The sequence below is a fragment of the Streptomyces sp. NBC_01381 genome (genome assembly GCF_026340305.1).
GTDB lineage: Bacteria > Actinomycetota > Actinomycetes > Streptomycetales > Streptomycetaceae > Streptomyces.
On record NZ_JAPEPI010000001.1, the window covers coordinates 1873179 to 1899260 of the forward strand.

Consider the following 26082-nt stretch of genomic DNA (forward strand, 5'->3'; position numbering starts at 1 on the left):
GGCCGGTACGTGCGCAGCCCTGCGGTATCCGTGGACCCGTGAAGATCGGGCCGATCCTGCTGGCCACACGGCCCGCGCCGCCCTGCGGTATCCCTGGACCCGTGAAGATCGAGGCCGGTCCACCTGACCACTCGGCCTGCGCGCCCCGGGGCTTGCACCAGCAAGACGCCGGGGCCCACCGGCTGCCCCGCCTGCCCACGCGGCTACCCACCCCGGAAGCCTGTGCCCATGAGGGGGCCGGTCCAACTGGTCACTCGGCCTGCGTGCCCCGGGGCCTGAGCCAGCGAGACGCCGGGCCCACCGGCCGGCCCGCCCTGGCACCCGGCTGCCCACCCCCGGAGAGGCCTGTGCCCGTGAGACGTGCCGGGCCGGCTGCTCACTCGCCCCCATCCCATCCCAGCTCGCCCCAGCTGAGCCCAGCCCCAGCCTCTTCAGCTCGGCCCGGCCCAGGGGCGCCCCCGCCCCCAGCCACGCCACTGCCACCATGGTGCCGACAGCCAACAGCACTGCCCGGCTTGGCCCCGGCCAAGAACTCAGCCCCCGACGAGGACCGAACCCCCATGCCCCGCGGCCACTATTCGCTTCACGACCCGCACGACCACACCCCCCTCGGTGAGGAACACTTCCACTGCGCCCCCGGCCCCTCCGGCTGGCGCTACGTCTCCCAGCGGATCGCCCCGTCAGGCGAACACACCGGCTCCGTCGACCTCGCCCTCGACGAACTCGGCCGCCCCATCCGCCTCGAACTCCACGCAGGGGACTGGCAGATCCGCGCCGCCGCGATCGACGGCGTCACCTGGGTCCGCACCGACGCCACCGGCGCCCATGCCACCGAGAACAACGCCCCCGCCCACGCCTTCACCGGCACATCCCCCGCTTTCCTCATCGCGACCACACGCCTGCTGCGCCTCACCCCCGCTTCCCCCGCGACCCGCGTCCGCCTCGTCGCCTTCACCGACCCGGTCCTCGCCCCCCGCACCCTCGACCAGTCCTGGGCCCTGCTGAAAAGCGAAGCACACGCCACTGACAACGGCCCTCTGACCGTGGACGAATACCAGGTCACAGCCCTGGACACCGGCGAACAGCACGCCGTACACATCACCGGCGACGTGGTCCTCTCCGCCCCCGGCATCGAACTCGAGAACCTCGAAACCCCGCCCTCGACGTTCGCCTGACCCTCGCCCTACGCGGGCGGCACGAACCCCGTGCTCGGAGGCGCGGCCTCAGCACCTTCCTGCCCGACCACCGGACGGACCGCGGCAGTCGGCTGAGCCGGGTACGCCGCGTGAACCGGGGGAGAGGCGGCAACCGGCGGCAGAACACCGCCCGGGTACCCCGCAGCGCCCTCCGGCGTTTCATGCCCCGGACCAGCCGCACCCCCGCCGAACGCCCGCCGCGCATCACGAGCCTGCCGCTCCTGCACCACGGCGGCCAGGTACGCGGCCGGCGGAACCCCCTGCGGAGCAGGCGCCCCCGTCCTCTCCGCGAGATCCCCCGCCAGCCGCTCCGCCATCGCCCACCCCACCTGCGGATCCAACTGCCCCATCCGCGTCAGGTACTGCCGAATGGCGAGCCAGAGCCCCTCGGGCACCCCGGACAGATCGAGCCCGGAGAAGCGCCCCGCAAGCCAGGGCGGCGGCGGAGGAACAAAGGCCGCGCGCCCCGCAGGCACCCGCTCCCGCACGACGAGCGTCCCCGCGAACACATCCCCGAGGCGGCGCCCACGCGCCGACACCAACGAGGCGATACACGCCACGACCCCGAAGGTCAGCAGAATCTCGACGACCCCGACAGCCCCCCGCACCAACGCGTGCCGAAAGCGAATGGGCCCCCCGTCGTCCCGCACCACCCGAAGCCCGCACGCCATCTTCCCGAGCGACCGCCCATGACTGAGCGTCTCCACGGCAATTGGCCCACCGACCAGGATCAGTACGAAGGTGGCCACAGCGATCGCCGCGGCCGCCGCGTCGTCCAACGAGGACGTCGAGGCGACGATCGCCACGGTCACGCCCAGGTAGACCGCCCAGGCCACCACCAGGTCGATCAGTACGGCGAGCGCCCGGCTCGGCAGCTTCGCAGGGCGCAACTCCAGCGCAACCGCCTCGCCCGTCACAAGCTCACTCACGCCAGCCGCCCTTCCCTGCCCTGCCCTAGGAATGGCCAGTCTGCCAAGCTGAGGCAGCATCGCGCCGCAGTACGAGGAGCAGCCACCTGATGGACCTCGACGTCTTCGTGTCCGCCCACCGAGCCGAGTGGGACCGACTCGACGCCCTGCTGCGCCGCCAGCGCCGCCTCAACGGAGCCGAGACCGACGAACTCGTCGCCCTCTACCAACGCACGGCCACCCATCTCTCCCTCATCCAGTCCAGCGCCCCGGACCCGCAGCTCACCGGCCGCCTCACACACCTGGTGGCACGCGCGCGCAGCGCGGTGACAGGCACCCGCCGCTCCTCTTGGCGCGACGCGACCCACTTCCTGACCCACGGTTTCCCGGCAGCGGTCTACCGCAGCCGCCACTGGTGGATCCCCACCGCACTCCTCTCGACGCTCCTCGCCGCCGTCATCGGCTGGTGGATTGCCACACACCCCGAGGTCCAGTCCTCGATCGCCGCCCCCGGAGAATTGCGCGAGCTCACCCGCCCCGGCGGCGAGTACGAGACGTACTACTCAAGCCACCCCGCGGCATCCTTCGCCGCCCAGGTCTGGACGAACAACGCCCAGGCAGCGGCGATGTGCCTGGTCCTGGGCGGCTTCCTCTGCTTCCCGGTCATCTGGATCCTCTTCCAGAACATGCTCAACCTGGGCGTGGGCATCGGCTTGATGTCTTCCGCGGGGCGCCTGGACACCTTCCTCGGCCTCGTCCTGCCGCACGGCCTCCTGGAACTGACCGCGGTCTTCGTAGCCGCCGGTACGGGCCTGCGCCTCGGCTGGACACTCATCGACCCGGGCCCTCGAACGCGCCGCACGGCACTGGCGGAGGAAGGCCGAGCAGCCCTGGGCATGGCGGTGGGCCTGGCCCTGGTCCTCTTCGTCTCGGGCGCCATCGAAGGCTTCGTCACCCCTTCCGGCCTGCCGACCTGGGCCCGCATCGCCATCGGAATCGCCGCTGAACTGGCATTCCTTGCGTACGTCTATCTCCTGGGCGGCAGAGCGGCACGCGCCGGCGCCACCGGCGACCTGGACCCCACGGAACGCAGCGCGGCGGTTCCCACCGCCGCCTGATGTGCGTACGACCCCGCTGACCTGCTAGTCTCCTCGACGCCCCAAGAAAACCGTTGACACGGAAGGACTGGGGAGGTAGATTAGAACAGTTGCCTAGAACTGGACAAGTCCAGTGGCGGCAGTTAACATCTGCCTGCTTCTTGAATTTCATCAAGCAAGAAGCCACTCCCGATAAATCGGAAACTCCGAGCCGGTCAGTCCGGCGGAAAACTTCTGATAAAGTCGGAACCGCCGGAAAGGGAAACGCGCAAGGCCGAGAGGCCGGAGCGGAAACCTGAAAGGCACCGAGGAAATCGGACACGAAAGAGTCTGATAGAGTCGGAAACGCAAGAACGAAGAACAGAAACACCGAAGGGAAGCGCCCGGAGGAAAGCCCGAGAGGGTGAGTACAAAGGAAGCGTCCGTTCCTTGAGAACTCAACAGCGTGCCAAAAGTCAACGCCAGATTGACAACCCCGTCTCGACCGTCATGGTCGGACGCGGTTCCTTTGAAAAGTCCACCCTTTGTGGTGGCAACATCAGCGAGGACGCTGTGAACGAGGGGATTATTCCTCCCCTTTGTTCCGCTCAACGCGGATGCGCACCCGATTACGGGTAAACATTCACGGAGAGTTTGATCCTGGCTCAGGACGAACGCTGGCGGCGTGCTTAACACATGCAAGTCGAACGATGAAGCCCTTCGGGGTGGATTAGTGGCGAACGGGTGAGTAACACGTGGGCAATCTGCCCTGCACTCTGGGACAAGCCCTGGAAACGGGGTCTAATACCGGATGACATTCCCTCTCGCATGGGAGGGGATTGAAAGCTCCGGCGGTGCAGGATGAGCCCGCGGCCTATCAGCTTGTTGGTGAGGTAGAAGCTCACCAAGGCGACGACGGGTAGCCGGCCTGAGAGGGCGACCGGCCACACTGGGACTGAGACACGGCCCAGACTCCTACGGGAGGCAGCAGTGGGGAATATTGCACAATGGGCGAAAGCCTGATGCAGCGACGCCGCGTGAGGGATGACGGCCTTCGGGTTGTAAACCTCTTTCAGCAGGGAAGAAGCGAAAGTGACGGTACCTGCAGAAGAAGCGCCGGCTAACTACGTGCCAGCAGCCGCGGTAATACGTAGGGCGCAAGCGTTGTCCGGAATTATTGGGCGTAAAGAGCTCGTAGGCGGCTTGTCACGTCGGTTGTGAAAGCCCGGGGCTTAACCCCGGGTCTGCAGTCGATACGGGCAGGCTAGAGTGTGGTAGGGGAGATCGGAATTCCTGGTGTAGCGGTGAAATGCGCAGATATCAGGAGGAACACCGGTGGCGAAGGCGGATCTCTGGGCCATTACTGACGCTGAGGAGCGAAAGCGTGGGGAGCGAACAGGATTAGATACCCTGGTAGTCCACGCCGTAAACGGTGGGAACTAGGTGTTGGCGACATTCCACGTCGTCGGTGCCGCAGCTAACGCATTAAGTTCCCCGCCTGGGGAGTACGGCCGCAAGGCTAAAACTCAAAGGAATTGACGGGGGCCCGCACAAGCAGCGGAGCATGTGGCTTAATTCGACGCAACGCGAAGAACCTTACCAAGGCTTGACATATACCGGAAAGCATCAGAGATGGTGCCCCCCTTGTGGTCGGTATACAGGTGGTGCATGGCTGTCGTCAGCTCGTGTCGTGAGATGTTGGGTTAAGTCCCGCAACGAGCGCAACCCTTGTTCTGTGTTGCCAGCATGCCCTTCGGGGTGATGGGGACTCACAGGAGACTGCCGGGGTCAACTCGGAGGAAGGTGGGGACGACGTCAAGTCATCATGCCCCTTATGTCTTGGGCTGCACACGTGCTACAATGGCAGGTACAATGAGCTGCGAAGCCGCGAGGCGGAGCGAATCTCAAAAAGCCTGTCTCAGTTCGGATTGGGGTCTGCAACTCGACCCCATGAAGTCGGAGTTGCTAGTAATCGCAGATCAGCATTGCTGCGGTGAATACGTTCCCGGGCCTTGTACACACCGCCCGTCACGTCACGAAAGTCGGTAACACCCGAAGCCGGTGGCCCAACCCCTTGTGGGAGGGAGCTGTCGAAGGTGGGACTGGCGATTGGGACGAAGTCGTAACAAGGTAGCCGTACCGGAAGGTGCGGCTGGATCACCTCCTTTCTAAGGAGCATCTAGCTTCCGCAAGGAAGCCAGAGCCACTACGTCGGCAAATGTTCGACGGTGGTTAGCTCATGGGTGGAACGTTGACTACTCGGCACAGTCGGCCAACTCGGGCCGCAAGTACTGTCCTTCGGGGCGTGGAACGCGGATCTGGGGAGGGGACTGGGTCGGGCACGCTGTTGGGTATCTGAAGGTACGGCCGGGTTTTCGGCTGCCTTCGATGCCGACCCCAGTGAAGCACTGTGAATGCAGTGTGTGATGGGTGGTTGGTCGTTGTTTGAGAACTGCACAGTGGACGCGAGCATCTGTGGCCAAGTTTTTAAGGGCGCACGGTGGATGCCTTGGCACCAGGAACCGATGAAGGACGTGGGAGGCCACGATAGTCCCCGGGGAGTCGTCAACCAGGCTTTGATCCGGGGGTTTCCGAATGGGGAAACCCGGCAGTCGTCATGGGCTGTCACCCGCTGCTGAACACATAGGCAGTGTGGAGGGAACGCGGGGAAGTGAAACATCTCAGTACCCGCAGGAAGAGAAAACAACCGTGATTCCGGGAGTAGTGGCGAGCGAAACTGGATGAGGCCAAACCGTATACGTGTGATACCCGGCAGGGGTTGCGTGTGCGGGGTTGTGGGATCTCTCTTTCACAGTCTGCCGGCTGTGAGACGAGTCAGAAACCGTTGATGTAGGCGAAGGACATGCGAAAGGTCCGGCGTAGAGGGTAAGACCCCCGTAGTCGAAACATCAGCGGCTCGTTTGAGAGACACCCAAGTAGCACGGGGCCCGAGAAATCCCGTGTGAATCTGGCGGGACCACCCGTTAAGCCTAAATATTCCCTGGTGACCGATAGCGGATAGTACCGTGAGGGAATGGTGAAAAGTACCGCGGGAGCGGAGTGAAATAGTACCTGAAACCGTGTGCCTACAAGCCGTGGGAGCGTCGCGCATTGAGTTTACTCAATGCGTCGTGACTGCGTGCCTTTTGAAGAATGAGCCTGCGAGTTTGCGGTGCGTTGCGAGGTTAACCCGTGTGGGGAAGCCGTAGCGAAAGCGAGTCCGAATAGGGCGATTCAGTAGCGCGCTCAAGACCCGAAGCGGAGTGATCTAGCCATGGGCAGGTTGAAGCGGCTGTAAGAGGTCGTGGAGGACCGAACCCACCAGGGTTGAAAACCTGGGGGATGACCTGTGGTTAGGGGTGAAAGGCCAATCAAACTCCGTGATAGCTGGTTCTCCCCGAAATGCATTTAGGTGCAGCGTCGTGTGTTTCTTGCCGGAGGTAGAGCACTGGATAGGCGATGGGCCCTACCGGGTTACTGACCTTAGCCAAACTCCGAATGCCGGTAAGTGAGAGCACGGCAGTGAGACTGTGGGGGATAAGCTCCATGGTCGAGAGGGAAACAGCCCAGAGCATCGACTAAGGCCCCTAAGCGTACGCTAAGTGGGAAAGGATGTGGAGTCGCAGAGACAACCAGGAGGTTGGCTTAGAAGCAGCCACCCTTGAAAGAGTGCGTAATAGCTCACTGGTCAAGTGATTCCGCGCCGACAATGTAGCGGGGCTCAAGCGTACCGCCGAAGTCGTGTCATTCACACAATAGGGCCAACGCCTGTGTGGATGGGTAGGGGAGCGTCGTGTGCCGGGTGAAGCTGCAGCGGAAGCTAGTGGTGGACGGTTCACGAGTGAGAATGCAGGCATGAGTAGCGATACATACGTGAGAAACGTGTGCGCCGATTGACTAAGGGTTCCTGGGTCAAGCTGATCTGCCCAGGGTAAGTCGGGACCTAAGGCGAGGCCGACAGGCGTAGTCGATGGATAACCGGTTGATATTCCGGTACCCGCTGTGAAGCGTCAAACATTGAATCAGGCGATGCTAAGTCCGTGAAGCCGTCCTGGAGCCTTCGGGCAAAGGGAAGTGGTGGAGCCGACGGACCAGACTTGTAGTAGGTGAGTGATGGGGTGACGCAGGAAGGTAGTCCAGCCCGGGCGGTGGTTGTCCCGGGGTAAGGGTGTAGCCCGTCATCTAGGTAAATCCGGATGACATGAGGGTGAGACCTGATGCCGAGCCGATTGTGGTGAAGTGGATGATCCTATGCTGTCGAGAAAAGCCTCTAGCGAGTTTCATGGCGGCCCGTACCCTAAACCGACTCAGGTGGTCAGGTAGAGAATACCGAGGCGTTCGGGTGAACTATGGTTAAGGAACTCGGCAAAATGCCCCCGTAACTTCGGGAGAAGGGGGGCCATCACCGGTGATCGGATTTACTCCGTGAGCTGGGGGTGGCCGCAGAGACCAGCGAGAAGCGACTGTTTACTAAAAACACAGGTCCGTGCGAAGCCGTAAGGCGATGTATACGGACTGACGCCTGCCCGGTGCTGGAACGTTAAGGGGACCGGTTAGTCCGACTTCGGTCGGGCGAAGCTGAGAACTTAAGCGCCAGTAAACGGCGGTGGTAACTATAACCATCCTAAGGTAGCGAAATTCCTTGTCGGGTAAGTTCCGACCTGCACGAATGGCGTAACGACTTCTCGACTGTCTCAACCATAGGCCCGGTGAAATTGCACTACGAGTAAAGATGCTCGTTTCGCGCAGAAGGACGGAAAGACCCCGGGACCTTTACTACAGTTTGATATTGGTGTTCGGTTCGGCTTGTGTAGGATAGGTGGGAGACTTTGAAGCGGGCACGCCAGTGTTCGTGGAGTCGCCGTTGAAATACCACTCTGGTCGTGCTGGATGTCTAACCTCGGTCCGTGATCCGGATCAGGGACAGTGTCTGATGGGTAGTTTAACTGGGGCGGTTGCCTCCCAAAGAGTAACGGAGGCGCCCAAAGGTTCCCTCAGCCTGGTTGGTAATCAGGTGTTGAGTGTAAGTGCACAAGGGAGCTTGACTGTGAGACCGACGGGTCGAGCAGGGACGAAAGTCGGGACTAGTGATCCGGCGGTGGCTTGTGGAAGCGCCGTCGCTCAACGGATAAAAGGTACCCCGGGGATAACAGGCTGATCTTCCCCAAGAGTCCATATCGACGGGATGGTTTGGCACCTCGATGTCGGCTCGTCGCATCCTGGGGCTGGAGTCGGTCCCAAGGGTTGGGCTGTTCGCCCATTAAAGCGGTACGCGAGCTGGGTTTAGAACGTCGTGAGACAGTTCGGTCCCTATCCTCTGTGCGCGTAGGAATATTGAGAAGGGCTGTCCCTAGTACGAGAGGACCGGGACGGACGAACCTCTGGTGTGCCAGTTGTCCTGCCAAGGGCATGGCTGGTTGGCTACGTTCGGAAAGGATAACCGCTGAAAGCATCTAAGCGGGAAGCCTGCTTCGAGATGAGTATTCCCACCCCCTTTGAGGGGTTAAGGCTCCCAGTAGACGACTGGGTTGATAGGCCAGATCTGGAAGCCCGGTAACGGGTGGAGGTGACTGGTACTAATAGGCCGAGGGCTTGTCCTCAGTTGCTCGCGTCCACTGTGTTGGTTCTGAAACCACGAACAACCCCATGCCCGGGGCCACCGGGTGTGGTGCGGTTGACAGTTTCATAGTGTTTCGGTGGTCATAGCGTGAGGGAAACGCCCGGTTACATTCCGAACCCGGAAGCTAAGCCTCACAGCGCCGATGGTACTGCAGGGGGGACCCTGTGGGAGAGTAGGACGCCGCCGAACTATTTTTGAATGGGAAACCCCCGCACCGGGATACGGTGCGGGGGTTTTCTGCGTTTAAGGGGTGCTTCCCCTTTTCCATTTCAGGGGTTTCCCTTTTCGTCAGAGGCGGCCGGCCGCTTTCAGGGACAGGTATGCGTCCGCCAGAGCGGGGGGCAGTTCTGTGGGTGTTGCGTCTACGACTGTGACGCCGTGCCGGATGAGTTGTTCTGCTGTGCGGTGGCGTTCCGCGTTGGCCTGGGCGGCTGCTGCGGCGTCGTAGACGGCTTCAGTTGTTCCTCGGGCCTTGGCCATCTGCTCGATGTGCGGGTCCGCGACCGATGCCAGCAGGACCTTGTGGCGCTGGGTGAGGCGGGAGAGCACCGGGAGCAGGCCCTCTTCGATGGGGGCCGCGTCGAGGCTGGTCAGCAGCACGATCAAGGAGCCGCGGTTGGCGGTGCGGAGGGCTGTTGAGGTCAGGCCACGGGCGTCAGTTTCGACGAGTTCCGGTTCCAGTGTGGCCAGGGCGTTGACGACCGAGGGGAGGACTTCGCCCGCGGCTTTGCCCTGGACCAGGGCGCGTACCCGGCGGTCGTATGCGAGTAGGTCCACGCGGTCGCCGGCTCGGGAGGCCAAGGCGGCGAGGAGCAGCGCGGCGTCCATGGAGGCGTCCAGGCGAGGGGCGTCGCCGACTCGACCCGCTGACGTGCGGCCGGTGTCGAGGACCAGCAGGATGTGGCGGTCGCGTTCCGGGCGCCAGGTGCGGATGGCGACGGTGGACTGGCGGGCGGTGGCGCGCCAGTCGATGGATCGGGTGTCGTCACCGGGGACATAGTCGCGAAGGCTGTCGAACTCGGTGCCCTGACCGCGGGTCAGCATGCTGGTACGGCCGTCGAGTTCGCGGAGGCGGGCCAGCTTGGAGGGGAGGTGCTTCCGGCTGGTGAAAGGGGGCAGGACCCGGAGCGTCCAGGGCACTTTGTGGCTGCCCTGGCGGGTGAGAAGGCCCAGGGGGCCGTACGAGCGGATGGTGACGCGGTCGGACCGGTGGTCGCCGCGGCGGGTGGGGCGCAGGCGTGTGGTGAGGCGGCGGCGCTCGCCCGGAGGGATCGTCAGCCGGTGGCGGGACGCCTCGACTTCGGTGCCGGGTTGCCAGCTGCTGGGCGGCCAGGCGTCGCGGAGCTGGGCGCGCAGGGGGCGGCCGGAGGGGTTGGTGATGATCAGGTCGATGTCGGCGGTCTCGCCGAGACGTACGGAAGTGTCGCCCGAGCGGGTCAGGCCGAGGCGGCGTACGGGGGCGGCCAGGGCGAAGTCGCAGGCGCAGGCCAGGGCCAGGGGGGTGTTGACGGCGAGGATGCCGGTCCAGCTGGGGTCCCAGAGGCCCACGGGGAGGCTGCCGATGGCCGCCAGGAGGGCGGTGCGGCCGGTGAGGGCCATCAGCGGGGGACCGGGACGTGGGCGAGGATCGCGTTGATGACGGAGTCGGCTGTCACGCCCTCCATCTCGGCCTCGGGGCGGAGTTGGACGCGGTGGCGGAGGGTGGGGAGGGCGAGGGCCTTCACGTCGTCGGGGATGACGTAGTCGCGGCCGGTCAGCCAGGCCCAGGCGCGGGCCGTCGAGAGGAGCGCCGTCGCGCCGCGGGGGGAGACGCCGAGCGTGAGGGACGGGGACTCGCGGGTGGCGCGGCAGATGTCCACCACGTAGGCGGTGATCTCGGGGGAGACGGATGTCTTGGCGACTGCTGTGCGGGCGGCTTCCAGGTCCGCGGGGCCCGCGACGGGTCGTACGCCGGCGGCGCGCAGGTCGCGGGGGTTGAAGCCCTCGGCGTGGCGGGTGAGGACGTTGATCTCGTCCTGGCGGGAGGGGAGGGGGACCGTGAGTTTGAGGAGGAAGCGGTCCAGCTGGGCTTCGGGGAGGGGGTACGTGCCCTCGTACTCGACGGGGTTCTGAGTGGCCGCGACCAGGAAGGGTTCGGGGAGCGGGCGAGGGGTGCCGTCGACCGTGACCTGGCGTTCCTCCATCGCTTCGAGGAGGGAGGACTGGGTCTTGGGCGGGGTGCGGTTGATCTCGTCGGCGAGCAGGAGGTTGGTGAAGACCGGGCCCGGCTGGAACGAGAACTCGGTGGTGCGGGCGTCGTAGATGAGGGAGCCCGTGATGTCGCTCGGCATCAGGTCGGGGGTGAACTGGACGCGTTTGGTGTCGAGTTCGAGGGATGCGGCGAGGGCGCGGACGAGCAACGTTTTGGCTACTCCAGGGACTCCTTCTAGTAGGACGTGGCCGCGGCAGAGGAGGGCCACGACGAGGCCCGTCACCGCGGGGTCCTGGCCGACCACGGCCTTGGAGATCTCGGTGCGCAGGGACTCCAGGGAGGAGCGGGCGCTGCCGGAGTTCCCGGCGTTGTCAGTGGTCGGGTCCATCATGAAGAACGTACCTCTCTTTCGAGGGCGTCGAGTTGGTCGGCGAGGGCGATCAAGGCTGCGTCGTTGCCGGGGGGTTGGCCGAAGAGGAGGGGGAGCAGGTCCTGGCCGGGGGTGTGGAGACGGGCGGTCAGGGCGGGGAGCAGGGTCTCGGGCGCGTGCGCCTGGGCGGGGGATACGCCGACGAGGGGGGCGAGGCGGGTGCGGGTCGCCGAGCGGAGTGCCGCTGCCGCGCGGTCGCGGGCGTTCGCCTTGCGGTAGAGGCGGGCGCGGCCTTCGACGGTTTCGGAGGCGCGGATGGCGACGGGGAGGCGTTCGGGGACCAGCGGGCCGAGGCGGCGGGCGCGCCAGAGGGCGGCGAGTGCGGCGGCGATGGTGAGTTGCAGGGTGCCCCAGAGCCAGCCGGAGGGGATCAGGTCGAAGAAGTCGCGGTCTTCGGTGTCGGTCGCGGCGTCGTCGGAGAGCGAGGGGAGGTACCAGGCCAAGTGGGGGCGGGAACCGAGGAGTTGCAGGGCGAGCGAGGCGTTGCCGTGCTCGTCGAGGCGGTCGTTGAAGAGGATGTCGGGGGCGCCGAGTACGACGGTGTCGCCCTCTCCGTCGGCGGCCGGGAGCTGGAGGAGGCTGGGCAGGCCGTCGCTGAGGTAGCAGGCGTCGGCGTCCGGGGCCAGGGTGTCGTAGCGGAGGCCGCCCACGTCCGCGGAGCCGGCGCGCTGTGCGGCGGGCAGGGAGCAGCGGGGGGAGAGCGTCGAGTCGAGGCTGGGGGTGGCGTCTGCGGTGACCCCGGGGGCGAGTGTGTCGATCGACGGGGTTCCGGGGGTGAGGAGGACGGTGCGGCCTCCGGAGTCCTTGGTGGCCGCGTGGAGGCGCGACTGCTGGCGGTCGGTGAGCAGATCGGGGGAGGTCACCAGGAGCGTGGTGTCCGGGCCTGCCGCGGACCGGGCCTCTTCGGAGGTGGTGACGACGCGGGTGGACACGCCCCGGTCGGCGAGGAGTTCGGCGACGGCACGGCTGCCGTAGGGGTCGGCGGAACGTGGGTCGAGCCGGCCGTGCTGGGTTCCGGAGCGGACCGCGGCGATCGCGATGGCGGCAGCCAGGAGGACGACCAGGGCGAGCAGGATGCCGCGGGTTCGGGTCCAGATCCGGCGGGGGGTGGCCGAGATGGAGGTGGGGGCAGGCGCCGTGGTCGTGGAGGTGGTCGCGGGGGTGGACTGCTGAAGGGGGTCCGGGGGCGCGGTGGCGATGGGGGAGCCGCTTGGCGAGGGTGTCTCGCCGGGGTTCGGGGCGCTCGGGTGCGAGGTACTCGGGGCGGGCGCTTCGGGGATGCGGCGAGGTGTGTCGGGGCCGGGGTGGTTGGTGGGGGTGTCCGGCTCGGAAGGGTTCGCGGGGCCGGTCGGCAGGGGCGTCTCGCTCGGGTTCGAGGTGCCTGGGGCGGGCGTTCCGGGGGTATGGGGAGGCGCGTCGGAGCCGGGGTGGTTGGTGGGGATGTTCGGCTCGGAGGGGTGCGGAGGGCCGGGCGGTGGGGGTGTCTCGCCTGGGTTCGAGGTGCCTGGGGTGGGCGCTTCGGGGGTGCCGGGAGGGGTGTCCGAGCCAGGGTGGTTGGTGGGGGTGTTCGGGTCGGGAGGGTGTGTGGGGCCGGTCACTTGGGGGCTCCCTGGGGGAGGGGGCTGTGGGTGAGGGTCGGCTTGGTGTGGGTCAGGGTTTCGTCCAGGTCGGACATGAGGGCGTACGCGGCTTCGGTGGCGGTGCGGCCGCCGTATGTCACGTCGTCGAACTCCTGGGCGGCGGTGCGCAGTCGGGCCGTGTGCGCGGGAAGGGTGAGGGAGGCCTCGGCTGCCGCCTCGTCGGCGGTGCGGCCGGGGCGGGGGTCCAGGAGAGCGCGTTCCTCCAGGGAGCGGACGATGGCCCGCATGCGCTCCTGGACGGCCTGGTTCCAGTGGCCCTGGGCGGCGTGTGCCTCGGCGGCGGCGCGGTGTTCCGCAGCGCTGCGGGGGCGGTCGTCGAAGAGGGCGGGGGAGGAGGTGGGGGCCCGGCGGGGGGTGCCGAGGCGCCACCAGAGGGCCGCGACGACGGCCAGCACGGCGAGGACGATGACCAGGAGGCCGAAGCCGCCGCCCGGGGTCGCACCCGAGGCGGCGGTGAACAGGTCGTCGACCCAATCCCAGAAGCGGTTCAGGGCCCGCTGCAGGAGGCTGGGGTCGTTCTCGTGGTACATCGGCTTGGACAGTTCGCGCTCGGCCCCCTCCCGTGCGGGCCCGCGCGGAATCGTCACCGGTGGGTCCTCGCCGGTGCGGGGCAGGAGCGATGCCCCCGCCCCGAGTCCCCGCAGTACGTCCCCCGTCACCGCATCAGCTCCCGGGTGTGCCGGGGGCGTCGGATCCGCCCTGGAGACCCGCGGCGCGGGCGAGTTCCAGGTCGAGGGCTTCGCGGCGGATCCGCTGGTCGATGTAGAGCAGCACCGTCACGCCTGCGGTGATCGGGAAGGTGAGCATGGAGCCGATCACCGAGCCGATGCCGCTGACGATCAGGAAGGTCCAGCCGAGCTCGCCGGTGCCGCTGTCGAGGAAGCCGGTGACGCCGTCGCCGCTCACCGCGCCCGCGATGAGGGTGAACGGGATCACGATGATCGACGCGACGACGTTGGCGATGATCGCGGCGAGCAGCTGGATGCCGAAGACCCGCCACCAGGAGCCGCGGACCAGCTTCACGGAGCGGGTCATCGACTTCTTCACGCCCTGCTTCTCGAGCATCAGGGCGGGCGAGGCGAGCGAGAAGCGGATCAGCAGCCAGATGGCGACGATCAGAGCGCCGAATCCGCCGAGGACGGCGAGGCTGACGCCCGCGTCGGATGCGCCGGCCAGCGCGATCAGTACGCCCGGCATGATGCCGATCGCGACGACGGCGCCGCCGATGAGCGGGAGCAGCAGGGTCAGGCCGATCAGCCTCGGCAGCCGCGGCTTCGCGTCCCGCCAGGCCTCGGCCGTGGTCACCGACTTGCCGAGCACCGCGCGGCTGGTGACCATCGTGAGCAGAGCCGTGGCGACGATCGTGCCGAGCAGGGTGATCAGCAGGACCACGCCGGAGCTGAGCAGGGTGTCGCCGAGGGCTCGAGTCAGTTCGCCGACCGTCGCGCTCGGGTCGTTGAGGGCGTCCGTGTCGGCGGTGTCGTTGAGGACGAGCCCCTGCAGCAGGATGACGAGGACTTCCGTGAACACGGCCACGGCGAGGGAGATGCCGAGGACCGTGCGCCAGTGCGTGCGCATCGTGGAGACCGCGCCGTCCAGGATCTCGCCGACGCCGAGCGGCCGCAGCGGGATGACACCGGGCTTGGCGGCGGGCGGCGGGCCCTGCCATGCGCCCCAGCCGGGGTAGCCGCCGGGGCCGCCGGGACCCGGGCCGCCGGGGCGTCCGCCGCCCCAGCCTCCGCCGGGCGGCGGTGGTGGCGGTGGCGGGGTCTGGCCGGCGGGCGGAGGGCTCGGTGCGGACCACTGGGCGGGTGGCGGCTGCTCCTTGGACCACTTGGAACCCGGACCGTCCGGCTGGTCCGCGGGCTCGGTGGGTTCCTTGCCGGAGTCCTGTCCGTCGTCGGAGGGGGCAGATCCGGGCGAAGCCCAGCCCGGAGTGTCGTTCATCGTCGCTCCTTCACGGTGCCCGTCCGCGGTCGCGGCGGCAGGTTGCCAGCCATCGTGCCACGGCGTGCCCCGGTGGTGACCGGGTGCCGTAGGGGCTGCACATCTTCAATTGTCCGTCCGGTACGGGGCAGACTGGGCGGATGGCTGATCAGTACGCGCGATCCGGCGAGGACATACGGCCGACTCAGACCTCCGCGACCCCTGCGACGTCCGAGACCCCTGTGGCGCCCACGTCTCCCGCGATCCGCTGGGACGAGCCACCGGAAGGCCCCGTACTGGTCCTCCTCGACCAGACCAGGCTGCCGGGCGAGGAGACGGAGCTGGTGTGCACCGACGCGCCCGCACTGGTGCAGGCGATCCGCACGCTCGCCGTGCGCGGGGCGCCGCTGCTCGGGATCGCCGGGGCGTACGGCATCGCGCTCGCCGCCGTACGCGGCTTCGACGTGGACGAGGCGGCGGACGCGCTCGCGGGGGCCAGGCCCACCGCGGTCAACCTCGGGTACGGCGTGCGCAGGGCTCACGCGGCGTACCGCTCGGCGCTGTCGGGCGGGGCCGGCCAGGAGGGGGCGGCCGCGGCGGCGCTCGCGGAGGCGAAGGCACTGCACCGGGAGGACGCCGAGGCCAGCGCGCGGATGGCGGTGCACGGTCTTGCGCTGCTCGACGAGATGCTGCCGGGCGGCCAGCACCGGATCCTGACCCACTGCAACACCGGGGCGCTGGTCTCCGGCGGTGAGGGCACGGCGTTTGCGGTGGCCCTCGCGGCGCACCGCACAGGGCGGCTGCGCAGGTTGTGGGTGGACGAGACGCGTCCGTTGCTGCAGGGTTCGAGGCTCACGGCATATGAGGCGGCGCGCAGCGGAATGGCGTACACCTTGCTCACGGACAACGCGGCGGGGTCGCTGTTCGCGGCCGGTGAGGTGGACGCCGTGCTGATCGGCGCCGACCGCATTGCCGCCGACGGTTCGGTGGCCAACAAGGTGGGGAGCTATCCGCTCGCTGTGCTGGCCCGCTACCACCACGTTCCGTTCATCGTGGTGGCGCCGGTCACGACCGTGGACCCGGACACCCCGGACGGAGCATCCATCGAGGTCGAGCAGCGGGCGAGTCATGAAGTGACGGAGGTCACGGCACCCTATGTACCGGTGGCCGGCACGGAAGCGGGAGGCGGGATCGCGGTGGCACCTCTGGGGACCCAGGCGTACAACCCCGCCTTCGATGTGACGCCGCCGGAATTGGTGACGGCGATCGTCACCGAAGAGGGCGTCGTGTCTCCCGTGACGGCGGTGGGCCTTGCCGAGCTGTGCGCCGGATCCCGCTGACATCGGTGGGCGATATCAGTGGCTGATATCCACAGCTGTGGGCGACCGCAGACAGTAGTGGCCATATACGACTATCGTCACAGGTCAGTGACCTGCCTCACCAGCGCCCCGGTCACCGTTACGAGAATGGGATGATGTCAGGCATGAAGGGACGAGTCCTTGTCGTCGACGACGACACCGCACTGGCCGAGATGCTCGGGATTGTGCTGCGTGGTGAAGGTTTTGAGCCGTCGTTCGTAGCTGATGGCGACAAGGCGCTGGCCGCTTTCAGGGAGGCAAAGCCGGATCTTGTACTGCTGGATTTGATGTTGCCGGGCCGTGATGGCATCGAGGTGTGCCGCCTGATCAGGGCGGAGTCCGGGGTGCCGATCGTCATGCTCACGGCCAAGAGCGACACCGTGGACGTCGTGGTCGGGCTTGAGTCCGGTGCCGATGACTACATCGTGAAGCCCTTCAAGCCGAAGGAGCTCGTGGCCCGGATCAGGGCGCGGCTGCGGAGGTCGGAGGAGCCCGCGCCGGAGCAGCTGGCCATCGGTGACCTGGTCATCGACGTGGCGGGGCACTCCGTGAAGCGGGACGGGCAGTCGATCGCGCTGACGCCGCTCGAGTTCGACCTCCTTGTCGCGCTGGCGCGCAAGCCGTGGCAGGTGTTCACGCGTGAGGTGCTGCTCGAGCAGGTCTGGGGCTATCGGCACGCGGCGGACACCCGTCTGGTGAACGTGCATGTGCAGCGGCTACGCTCGAAGGTCGAGCGGGACCCGGAGCGGCCGGAGATCGTGGTGACCGTCCGTGGTGTCGGTTACAAGGCCGGACCGAGCTGACATGACCCGGGACAGTTCCCCCGTACCGCCCGGGGCTCCGGGTGGCCGCTCGGGGCGGACTGGAGGACCGGCGCGGCGCGGCTCCACGTTCGGGCGGCTCCTCGACGGCGGTCTGCTGTTGCAGGGCGGGGTGCAGGGCAGCCCCGTCCTGAGGCTCTTCTCGCGCTGGGTGCGGCGTCCGCTGCTGCCCGCCCTGCGGCTGTGGCGGCGCAACATCCAGCTGAAGGTCGTCGTCACGACACTGCTCATGTCGCTTGGTGTCGTGCTCATGCTCGGCTTCGCCGTCATGAGTTCCGTGAACAACGGTCTGCTCAAGGCCAAGGAGAAGGCCTCGCAGAGCCAGGCCGACGGCGGGTTCCGGGCCGCTCAGGAACAGGCGAATTCCGCCAGGCCGAGTGCCGGGCAGGAGAGCGGCACGCCGGACGGCCGGACCACACAGCCCACGGCCGTGTGGATGTCCGACCTGGTGGAGCAGCTCTCCAGCGGCGGTCAGAGCGCCTTCAACGTGGTGACGCTGAGCCCCACGTCCACGGGCGACGACGGCAGTGTGCGCGGACCGCGTGCCTCCGGGGGCGTGGACCCGATCCAGAGCGTGCCCGAGGAGCTGCGCGAGAGCGTCGACGAGGGCACCAGGGCCTATCAGGCCAATACGCGGATCGTCTTCAACGACGGCCGTGACGCTCAGCCGGGTCTGGTGATCGGCAAGCGGCTCAACGACCTCAATGGCGATGCCTACCAGCTGTACTACCTCTTCCCGCTGACGCAGGAGGAGGAGTCGCTCGGGGTGGTGCGGACGACGCTCGCCACGGCAGGACTGTTTGTGGTGGTGCTTCTCGGTGCCATCGCCTGGCTTGTGGTGCGCCAGGTCGTCACGCCCGTACGGATGGCGGCCGGCGTCGCCGAGCGGCTGTCCGCCGGGCGCCTTCAGGAACGTATGAAGGTCACCGGAGAGGACGACATCGCCCGGCTCGGTGAGGCCTTCAACAAGATGGCGCAGAACCTGCAGCTGAAGATCCAGCAGCTGGAGGAGCTGTCGCGGATGCAGCGGCGGTTCGTGTCCGATGTGTCGCATGAGCTGCGTACGCCGTTGACGACCGTGCGGATGGCGGCCGATGTCATCCATGACGCGCGCGTGGACTTCGATCCGGTGACGGCGCGGTCGGCCGAGCTGCTCGCCGATCAGCTGGACCGGTTCGAGACGCTGCTCGCGGATCTGCTCGAGATCAGCCGGTTCGACGCCGGCGCCGCGGCGCTCGAGGCCGAGCCGATAGATCTGCGGGAGGTCGTCCGCAGGGTCGTGGGCGGCGCGGAGCCGCTGGCCGAGCGCAAGGGCACGCACGTACGGATCGTCGGGGACCAGCAGCCGGTGATCGCCGAGGCCGACGCCCGGCGGGTCGAGCGGGTGCTGCGGAATCTCGTCGTCAACGCCGTGGAGCACGGTGAGGGCCAGGACGTCGTGGTGCGGCTCGCGGCGGCGGGCGGCGCGGTGGCCGTTGCCGTGCGGGACTACGGAGTGGGGCTCAAGCCCGGCGAGGCGACCCGGGTATTCAGCCGCTTCTGGCGGGCCGACCCGGCACGCGCGCGTACCACCGGTGGTACGGGACTCGGGCTCTCCATCGCGCTGGAGGACGCTCGGCTGCACGGCGGCTGGCTGCAGGCGTGGGGTGAGCCCGGCGGCGGTTCGCAGTTCCGGCTCACCCTGCCGCGTACGGCCGACGAGGCGCTCCGGGGATCGCCGATACCCCTGGAGCCCGAGGATTCGCGCCGCCACCGCGGCCTGAACGATGCCGGTCTTCCGCTCGGCGGTCTGAGCAAGATGGCCACGGTGCCGGCCCAGCCGTCGGCGGCGGATCGGGTGGCGCCGCCCGTCCCCGCGAGGGCGCCGATCGCGCCGAGGCTCGCGCAGGCGGCCATGGCGGTGGACCCGGCGGCGCTGCCCGGCAGCGGTGCGCGGGTGGTGCCGCGGCGGCCCCTGGACGACGAGGCGAGGCCGGGCGATGAGCCGCAGGGCGGTGCCTCCGGGGCGGACGACGGCTCCGGAGAGCCGCGTCTGCCGAGGGAAGCGGCATCCGACGCGGCGAGGGAAGCAGCGGCCGGGGAAGTTGAACCTGTCAGAGAAGGGGAGGCCTCTCGTGGGCGCTGACCACGATCGACGCGGTCACCGGCGTCCGCTGGCGGCAGGTGTGCTGTTCGGCTGCTGCGGGGCGCTGCTCGCGGGCTGTGCGTCGATGCCCGACAGCGGGAACCTGAAGGCGGTCGACGCGTCCCAGCGGCCCGACTCGCAGTCGCAGGTCCGCGTCTACGCGATGCCGCCGGGCGAGAACGCGGGCCCCACGGAGATCGTCTCGGGCTTCCTCGAGGCGCTCACCAGCGATGATCCTCAGTTCGACATGGCCCGCAAGTATCTGACCAAGGAAGCGTCCAGGAGCTGGCAGCCGGATCTGCGGACCACGGTGCTCGCGGACGGTCCGACCCAGGGCTCGGGGAACCCGGGCGACCGCGATGAGAACGGCCGTTCGTTCCCGCTGACCGGGCGCAAGGTCGCCATGGTGGACAAGCAGCACGCGTACCAGCTCAACAATGACGCGTACCGCGAGACGGTCCATCTCACCCGGCAGGACGGACCCAACGGCAAGGAGTGGCGGATCGACCGGGTGCCGCAGGGAGTGGTGCTTGGGCAGTCCGACTTCCAGCGCATCTACTGGTCCGTCAACAAGTACTACTACGCTTCGAATTCGTCCAAGACCGGTGCGGGCGGCGGCCAGGAGGCGCTCGTCGCCGATCCCGTCTACATACGGCAGCGAATAGACCCGCTGACGGAGACGGTCAAGGCTCTGCTCGAAGGGCCGACCAACTGGCTCAAGCCGGTCGTCACCACGATCTTCCCGGGCGGTACGCGGCTCAAGGAGGGCACCAAGACGCTGGCGCCCGACGACCAGAACAAGTTGACGGTGCCGCTGAACAAGGAGGCCGACAACTACGACCAGGGGTTGTGCACCAAGATGGCGGCGCAACTGCTCTTCACGCTCCAGGACTTGAAGTCGTCGAGCGTCAAGGAGGTGGAGCTGCAGCGCTCCAACGGGTCGCAGCTGTGTGTCCTGAGCGAGGACCGGGCCGAGACCGTGGCGCCGCACCGCACTGCCGACCACCCCGATTACCAGTACCTCGTCGACGACAAGAAGCGCCTGGTGCGGATGCCCGCGGGCGTCGCGGGCAGCAAGGCCGAACCGGTGCAGGTGCCCGGGCCGTTGGGCGATGGCGCGAAGTCGCTGCGTACGGCCGCCGTGTCGCGTGACGAGGAGCGTGCGGCCGGGGTGTCGCTCGACGGGCGCTCGCTGTACATGGGGTCGCTGACGCCGGGCAGTCCGCTGGGCAAGCCGGAGGCGCGCAGCAAGGCTAAGTCGGAGGAGGACGGTTTCTCCACGCCCAGTTGGGACGGCAGGGGCGACCTCTGGGTGGCCGACCGCGACGGGAAGGGGTCGCGGCTGCTCTGGCTCGACCAGGGCGCGGGCGAGCCGATGCAGGTGAAGATCGCGGGCCTCGACGGACGGATCGAGGCGGTGCGGGTGTCGGCGGACGGCGTGCGCATCGCGCTCCTGGTGAAGAAGGACGGCAAGACGTCCCTGCGGATCGGCCGCGTCGAGCGGACCGGCGCCAAGGGTGAGCAGCCGGACATCTCGGTGGTCGAACTGCGCCGGGCGGCACCGCAGATGGAGGAGGTCACCGCCATGTCCTGGGCGGGCGGCAGCCGCCTCGTGGTGGTCGGGCGCGAGTCCGGTGGTGTGCAGCAGATCCGGTACGTCCAGTCCGACGGCTCGGCGCTGCCAGGCGCGACGCTGCCCGGCCTGACCGGCGTGAAGGAGATCGCGGCGTCGGAGGACGAGCGGCAGCCGCTGGTGGCGCACTCGGACGACGGGATCGTGCGGCTGCCGACGGGCGCGCAGTGGCAGACGGTGGTCAAGGAAGGCACGGCTCCGGTCTATCCGGGCTGACGCTCCGGTCTGTCCGGGCCGGCCAGTCCCCCGTCTATCCGAGCCGACCTCCGGTTCATCCGGGCCGACCTGTCCCCCGATCGGGCGTAACGCCTCTGTCGTGCCGTGGAGTTGTCCACAGGCGGTTTTCCACAGGGGTGGCAGGGCTGTTCGCGCCTTGGCACAGTGGAGGACATGCGGGGGTGGTGGCAGGACCTCACCGATCTGGTGCTGCCGGCCGAGTGCGGAGGCTGCGGGAGGCCTCGTGCGGCGCTGTGTGCGGGGTGCCGCGAGGCCCTGTGCGGGGCCGTGCCGTGCCGGGTGCGGCCGGATCCTCGGCCGCCGGGGCTGCCGGTGGTGCACGCCGCGGCTCCGTACGAGGACGCGGTGCGGGCCGTGCTGCTCGCGCACAAGGAACGGGGCGCTCTGGCGCTTGCGGGGCCGCTCGGCGCGGGCCTCGCAGGGGCGGTGCGGGCTGGACTGCGGGCGGGGACGCGGGCCGGGACGCGGGGCGCTGCGGAGGGTGACGGGGCGGTACTGCTGGTGCCCGTGCCGTCGGCGCGGGGAGCCGTGCGGGCGCGGGGGCACGACCCGGTGCGGCGGATCGCGCTGGCCGCCGCGGGCGAGCTGCGCGGGGCAGGCACGCGGGCCCGGGTGCTCTGCGTGCTGCGCCAGCGACGTGCCGTGGCCGACCAGTCGGGGCTCAACTCCCGGCAGCGGCAGGTCAATCTGGCCGGAGCCCTGGAGGTGACCGCGGGTGGTCGCAGGCTGCTCGCCGGGGGTGGCCGGGTGGTGATCGTGGACGACCTGATGACCACGGGTGCGTCCCTGGCCGAGGCTGCCCGCGCAATGCGTGACGTACACACGGATTCGATAGGGCGGGCGGCGCCGGTAACAGCCCGTGAAATCACGGGTGAGAACGCGATCAGCGCGGCCGTTGTCGCCGCTTCACCGGAATCCTTCGAAATAAACCGGAACTGACTGGGAACTTGCATCGTTGCAGGTAGTGAGAGGGCCAATACCCCTGAATGGAGGTACGCGTCAGTAGAGGGTGACGACATCCGTCCGGGCGAGATATGTTCGGTTGTGAGGAATGGCGGACGCCGTCCCTCGCATATCGGAATGCCGGTCGCTGGGTTTTTCGCAATCACCCGGACCGGCCGGGGTGGAGATCTTGTTCGCGGGGGAGGAGGAGGTGGAAGTCACCGAGTCCGAGGCTCCGGGGAGTCACCGGGGCCTGGTGCAAAAGGGAGATGCTCCGCCGCCGAAGCGGAGCGATCCGGGAACGGAGTTCTGCGTGGACATCGTCGTCAAGGGCCGCAAGACCGAGGTGCCCGAGCGGTTCCGCAAGCACGTGGCCGAGAAGCTGAAGCTGGAGAAGATCCAGAAGCTCGACGGCAAGGTGATCAGCCTCGACGTCGAGGTGTCCAAGGAAACCAACCCGCGTCAGGCCGACCGTTCCGACCGGGTGGAGATCACTCTCCGCGGGCGCGGACCTGTGATCCGCGCGGAAGCCTCGGCAACTGACCCGTACGCGGCGCTCGACCTGGCCACGGCCAAGCTGGACGCCCGGCTGCGCAAGCAGCACGAGAAGCGCCACAACCGGCGAGGCACCGGCAGGCTCTCCGCCGCCGAAGTCGCCGAGCGGGTCCCGGACGCGGCGTACCTCAACGGAGACGGCACCGTCGCACGTGAGGAAGAGCCCGACGGCGTGCCGGTCAAGAGGATCGGCTCACTGGAGATCCAGGGCGAAGGCCCCCTCGTGGTCCGCGAGAAGACCCACGTCGCGGCCCCCATGTCGCTCGACCAGGCGCTCTACGAGATGGAGCTGGTCGGGCACGACTTCTACTTGTTCGTCGACTCGGAGACGAAGGAACCGAGTGTCGTCTACCGGCGGCACGCCTACGACTACGGCGTCATCCGCCTCAACACCGACCCGATGGTCGCGCAGGCCCAGTCGGCCGGCGGGGGCGGTGCGCTCGGCGGCTGACCTCAGCCGGCCGAGAGCTGAACAGGTGCCCCTGGAGCGCGCGTGCGCCCCCAGGGGCACCATCATGCGACCCCTGCGCGCACCGCACCGCGGCCCGGGCATGAAATCATGGGCGAGCCGGCCAACCGGCAGGCTGGTGCCTCGGGTTGGCGCAGCCAACGCACAACGGGCCATGGCCTTCAGGGGGAGGAACGATGGCGGACAGCTTCGGACCGATGCGGGATGAGGATGCCGACGACGGCATCGGCATCGGCACGGACGCGGGCGCACCGCGCAAGGAGCCCATCAGGGTCCTTGTGGTGGACGACCACGCGCTCTTCCGCCGGGGCCTGGAGATCGTCCTCGCCGCCGAGGAGGACATCCAGGTGGTCGGGGAGGCGGGGGACGGCGCCGAGGCGGTGGACAAGGCCGCTGACCTGCTGCCGGACATCGTCCTTATGGACGTACGGATGCCCAAGCGCGGGGGCATCGAGGCGTGCACCTCCATCAAGGAGGTGGCACCCAGCGCCAAGATCATCATGCTGACCATCAGTGATGAAGAGGCCGATCTTTACGACGCGATCAAGGCGGGGGCGACCGGTTATCTCCTCAAGGAGATTTCCACCGACGAGGTGGCCACGGCGATTCGCGCGGTGGCCGACGGGCAGTCGCAGATCAGCCCGTCCATGGCCTCCAAGCTGCTCACCGAGTTCAAATCGATGATCCAGCGCACCGATGAGCGCCGACTGGTGCCCGCGCCGCGGCTGACCGACCGCGAACTGGAAGTGCTGAAGCTGGTGGCCACGGGGATGAACAACCGCGATATCGCGAAGCAGCTGTTCATCTCCGAGAACACCGTGAAGAACCACGTGCGCAACATCCTGGAGAAGCTGCAGCTGCACTCCAGGATGGAGGCCGTCGTCTACGCGATGCGGGAGAAGATTCTCGAGATCAGGTGAGGCCGGGCGCGGGATCAGGTGAGGGCGCGGACGAGTTCCGCGGTCAGCTCCGGTCTGTTCACGCGCTCCACGCGTACGGAGTCGCAGTTGACCCAGGACGCCGCCTCGCGGATCGCCTGCGCCACCGCGGGCACGGCCTTGGGGCTGTCGAGGGAGATCTGTTTGGCGACCAGTGTGCTGCCCTCACGGGCCGGGTCCACGCGGCCGACCAGCTGTCCCCCGGCCAGGACCGGCATCGCGAAGTAGCCGTGGATCCGCTTCGGCTTGGGGACGTATGCCTCGAGCCGGTGGGTGAAGCCGAAGATCCGTTCCGTGCGCGCCCGCTCCCAGATCAGGGAGTCGAAGGGGGACAGGAGCGTCGTGCGGTGGCGGCCGCGCGGCGTGGTCTCCAGGGCCGCCGGGTCCGCCCAGGCGGGCTTGTCCCAGCCCTGCACCGTCACCGGGACCAGGCCCGAGTCCGCGACCACCGCGTCGAACTGCTCGCCCTTGAGGCGGTGGTAGTCCGCGATGTCCGCGCGGGTGCCGACGCCAAGCGCCTGTCCCGCCAGGCGGACCAGGCGGCGCAGGCACTCCGTGTCGTCCAGGTCGTCATGGAGCAGCGGGTCCGGGATCGCGCGCTCCGCGAGGTCGTACACCCGCTTCCAGCTGCGCCGCTCGGTGCAGACCACCTCGCCGTACATCAGCGCGCGCTCGACGGCGATCTTCGCGTCCGACCAGTCCCACCACTCGCCCTTGTTCTTCGCGCCGCCCAACTCGGTGGCCGTGAGGGGGCCTTCGGCGGTGAGCTGCTTGATGACCGTGTCGTACGCACCGTCCGGCAGGTCGTGGTGCCAGTGCGGCCGGGTGCGGTAGGCGCGGCGGCGGAAGGCGAAGTGCGGCCACTCCTCGATGGGCAGGATGCACGCGGCGTGCGACCAGTACTCGAAGGCGTGCGGCCGGGCCGGGCCTGTGCCGGACGCGCCGTCCCAGTACGCCGCCTCGATCCTGTCGCGGCCTACGGCGCCGAGCCGCGCGTACGGAATGAGCTCGTGGGAGCGGGCGAGCACCGAGATCGTGTCGAGCTGGACCGCGCCGAGGTGCCGCAACACGCCCCGCACGCCGGACCTGCGGTCCGGGGCGCCCAGAAACCCCTGGGCGCGGAGCACGATGCGGCGGGCCTCATCGGCGGAGAGGTCGGTGGCGGGGCGCGGCAGGCTCGTCATGCTCCGAAACGATAGGGGGCGGCACTGACAACGCGGCGGGCCTAAGCGGCCTCGGTGAAGTCCGGCGCGGTACCGCGCCCCGTAAGGGGCGCGGGGCCGTGACATGTGCGGCTCCGCCGCGGAGGGGGTCCTCCCTGTTCGAGCGAAGCCGAGAACTTGGGGGAGCGACCAGCCCCCACCGGTCCGCGGGTTCATCACCGCACTTCCCGCGGAGCGCTCAGCCGACCGGAGCCTGCCGTTCCGCCGGGGCGGGCAGGTAGGGGTGGCTCGACGGCAGGGACACGTCTGCCGGGAGCAGGGCGCCCACCCAGCAGTCGCGGAGTGTGCCCTTGTTCAGGAGGCCGGCCCGCAGGGTGCCCTCCACGGTGAAGCCCGCCTTCTCCGCGACCGTGCGAGAGCCCGTGTTGCCGACCTCGGCGCGCCACTCCAGGCGGGTGCAGCCCAGGTCGGTGAAGGCCCACTTGGCCAGGGCGAGGACCGTCTCCGTCATATAGCCGCGGCCCCGGTGCTCCTTCGCCGTCCAGAAGCCGACCTCCCAGGCGCCCGAGCGCGGGTGGTGCAGGCTGGCCGCGGCGACCAGCGGGCCGCCTTCCCGGGGACGTACGGCGAAGGTGTACTCCGTGTCGTGGCGCCAGCCGTCCGGGACCATGCCCCCGATGAAGCCCTCGGCGTCCACGCGCGCGTACGGCGAGGGAATCGTGGTCCAGCGCTGGATGTCGGGGTCCTGGCAGGCCTCGTACGTCTCGTCGGTGTCGTCCGGCGTGAACGTGCGCAGGCTCAGGCGCTCGGTGCTGAGTGTGACGGGCTCCATCCGGCGATTCTGGTGGCGTCCG

17 protein-coding genes and 3 rRNA genes are annotated in these 26082 nt (G+C 68.2%); 12 read left to right on the forward strand and 8 right to left on the reverse strand.

The features are described from left to right. The first annotated feature begins 560 nt into the window (after window positions 1-560). Window positions 561-1175, forward strand: coding sequence for a hypothetical protein (locus tag OG453_RS09060; RefSeq protein ID WP_266866279.1), 615 nt, complete (start codon window positions 561-563; stop codon window positions 1173-1175). An 8-nt stretch (window positions 1176-1183) separates the two neighbouring features. On the opposite strand, the gene OG453_RS09065 is transcribed toward OG453_RS09060, so the two are convergent. Then, entirely contained in the window at window positions 1184-2125 is a 942-nt protein-coding gene (locus tag OG453_RS09065; protein ID WP_266866281.1) for an RDD family protein, read from the reverse strand. An 89-nt stretch (window positions 2126-2214) separates the two neighbouring features. Between OG453_RS09065 and OG453_RS09070 the strand changes: the two genes are divergently transcribed. The 4 genes from OG453_RS09070 (at window position 2215) to rrf (ending at window position 8989) form a co-directional block, all read left to right on the forward strand. After that, window positions 2215-3222, forward strand: coding sequence for a stage II sporulation protein M (locus OG453_RS09070; RefSeq protein WP_266866283.1), 1008 nt, complete (start codon window positions 2215-2217; stop codon window positions 3220-3222). 600 nt (window positions 3223-3822) lie between these two features. Then, window positions 3823-5348 (forward strand): 16S ribosomal RNA (locus tag OG453_RS09075). Between the two features lie 309 nt (window positions 5349-5657). After that, window positions 5658-8780 (forward strand): 23S ribosomal RNA (locus tag OG453_RS09080). Between the two features lie 92 nt (window positions 8781-8872). Next, a 5S ribosomal RNA gene (gene rrf / locus OG453_RS09085) occupies window positions 8873-8989 on the forward strand. The 16S, 23S and 5S rRNA genes sit together here, the layout of an rRNA operon. 99 nt (window positions 8990-9088) lie before the next feature. Here the strand turns inward: rrf and OG453_RS09090 are convergent. The 5 genes from OG453_RS09090 to OG453_RS09110 form a co-directional block, all read right to left on the reverse strand. Further along, window positions 9089-10399, reverse strand: coding sequence for a DUF58 domain-containing protein (locus tag OG453_RS09090; protein WP_266866285.1), 1311 nt, complete (start codon window positions 10397-10399; stop codon window positions 9089-9091). Continuing rightward, complete coding sequence (locus OG453_RS09095; protein ID WP_266866287.1) at window positions 10399-11379, reverse strand: MoxR family ATPase; 981 nt, start codon at window positions 11377-11379, stop codon at window positions 10399-10401. Before OG453_RS09095 ends, OG453_RS09090 begins: the two co-directional genes overlap by 1 nt. Beyond that, the gene (locus OG453_RS09100) at window positions 11379-12539 is read right to left on the reverse strand and encodes a DUF4350 domain-containing protein (protein ID WP_266869765.1); all 1161 of its coding nucleotides are present in this window, start codon (window positions 12537-12539) and stop codon (window positions 11379-11381) included. The genes OG453_RS09095 and OG453_RS09100 overlap by 1 nt, the downstream gene beginning before the upstream one ends. A 476-nt stretch (window positions 12540-13015) precedes the next feature. Further along, window positions 13016-13720 carry a DUF4129 domain-containing protein gene (locus OG453_RS09105; RefSeq protein WP_266866289.1) on the reverse strand — a complete coding sequence of 235 codons (705 nt, stop codon included), beginning with the start codon at window positions 13718-13720 and terminating at the stop codon, window positions 13016-13018. A gap of 4 nt (window positions 13721-13724) precedes the next feature. Further along, on the reverse strand, window positions 13725-15008 hold the full coding sequence (locus OG453_RS09110; protein WP_266866291.1) for a glycerophosphoryl diester phosphodiesterase membrane domain-containing protein: 1284 nt from the start codon (window positions 15006-15008) through the stop codon (window positions 13725-13727). Between the two features lie 140 nt (window positions 15009-15148). Between OG453_RS09110 and mtnA the strand changes: the two genes are divergently transcribed. The 7 genes from mtnA to OG453_RS09145 all read left to right on the forward strand — a co-directional run bounded on the left by mtnA (window position 15149) and on the right by OG453_RS09145 (window position 24047). Next, the gene (gene mtnA / locus OG453_RS09115) at window positions 15149-16327 is read left to right on the forward strand and encodes an S-methyl-5-thioribose-1-phosphate isomerase (protein WP_266866293.1); all 1179 of its coding nucleotides are present in this window, start codon (window positions 15149-15151) and stop codon (window positions 16325-16327) included. Window positions 16328-16458: 131 nt separating this feature from the next. Beyond that, complete coding sequence (mtrA, locus tag OG453_RS09120; protein ID WP_189176211.1) at window positions 16459-17148, forward strand: two-component system response regulator MtrA; 690 nt, start codon at window positions 16459-16461, stop codon at window positions 17146-17148. A gap of 1 nt (window position 17149) precedes the next feature. Continuing rightward, window positions 17150-19291, forward strand: a complete 2142-nt coding sequence (gene mtrB, locus OG453_RS09125) for an MtrAB system histidine kinase MtrB (RefSeq protein WP_323178620.1) — start codon at window positions 17150-17152, stop codon at window positions 19289-19291. 85 nt (window positions 19292-19376) lie between these two features. Continuing rightward, window positions 19377-21140 carry an LpqB family beta-propeller domain-containing protein gene (locus OG453_RS09130; protein WP_266869766.1) on the forward strand — a complete coding sequence of 588 codons (1764 nt, stop codon included), beginning with the start codon at window positions 19377-19379 and terminating at the stop codon, window positions 21138-21140. Window positions 21141-21314: 174 nt separating this feature from the next. Further along, window positions 21315-22100: a ComF family protein gene (locus OG453_RS09135; protein WP_266866306.1), complete on the forward strand. Its 786-nt coding sequence runs from the start codon at window positions 21315-21317 to the stop codon at window positions 22098-22100. Window positions 22101-22359: 259 nt separating this feature from the next. Then, window positions 22360-23109: a ribosome-associated translation inhibitor RaiA gene (gene raiA, locus OG453_RS09140; protein WP_266869768.1), complete on the forward strand. Its 750-nt coding sequence runs from the start codon at window positions 22360-22362 to the stop codon at window positions 23107-23109. 194 nt (window positions 23110-23303) lie between these two features. Beyond that, the gene (locus OG453_RS09145; protein WP_266866308.1) at window positions 23304-24047 is read left to right on the forward strand and encodes a response regulator transcription factor; all 744 of its coding nucleotides are present in this window, start codon (window positions 23304-23306) and stop codon (window positions 24045-24047) included. Window positions 24048-24061: 14 nt separating this feature from the next. On the opposite strand, the gene OG453_RS09150 is transcribed toward OG453_RS09145, so the two are convergent. Together OG453_RS09150 and OG453_RS09155 are read right to left on the reverse strand one after the other, a co-directional pair. Next, window positions 24062-25249 carry a winged helix-turn-helix domain-containing protein gene (locus OG453_RS09150; RefSeq protein WP_266866310.1) on the reverse strand — a complete coding sequence of 396 codons (1188 nt, stop codon included), beginning with the start codon at window positions 25247-25249 and terminating at the stop codon, window positions 24062-24064. Window positions 25250-25466: 217 nt separating this feature from the next. Further along, a complete protein-coding gene (locus OG453_RS09155) occupies window positions 25467-26060 on the reverse strand; it encodes a GNAT family N-acetyltransferase (protein WP_266866311.1) in 594 nt (197 codons plus the stop codon). Between the last annotated feature and the right edge of the window lie 22 nt (window positions 26061-26082).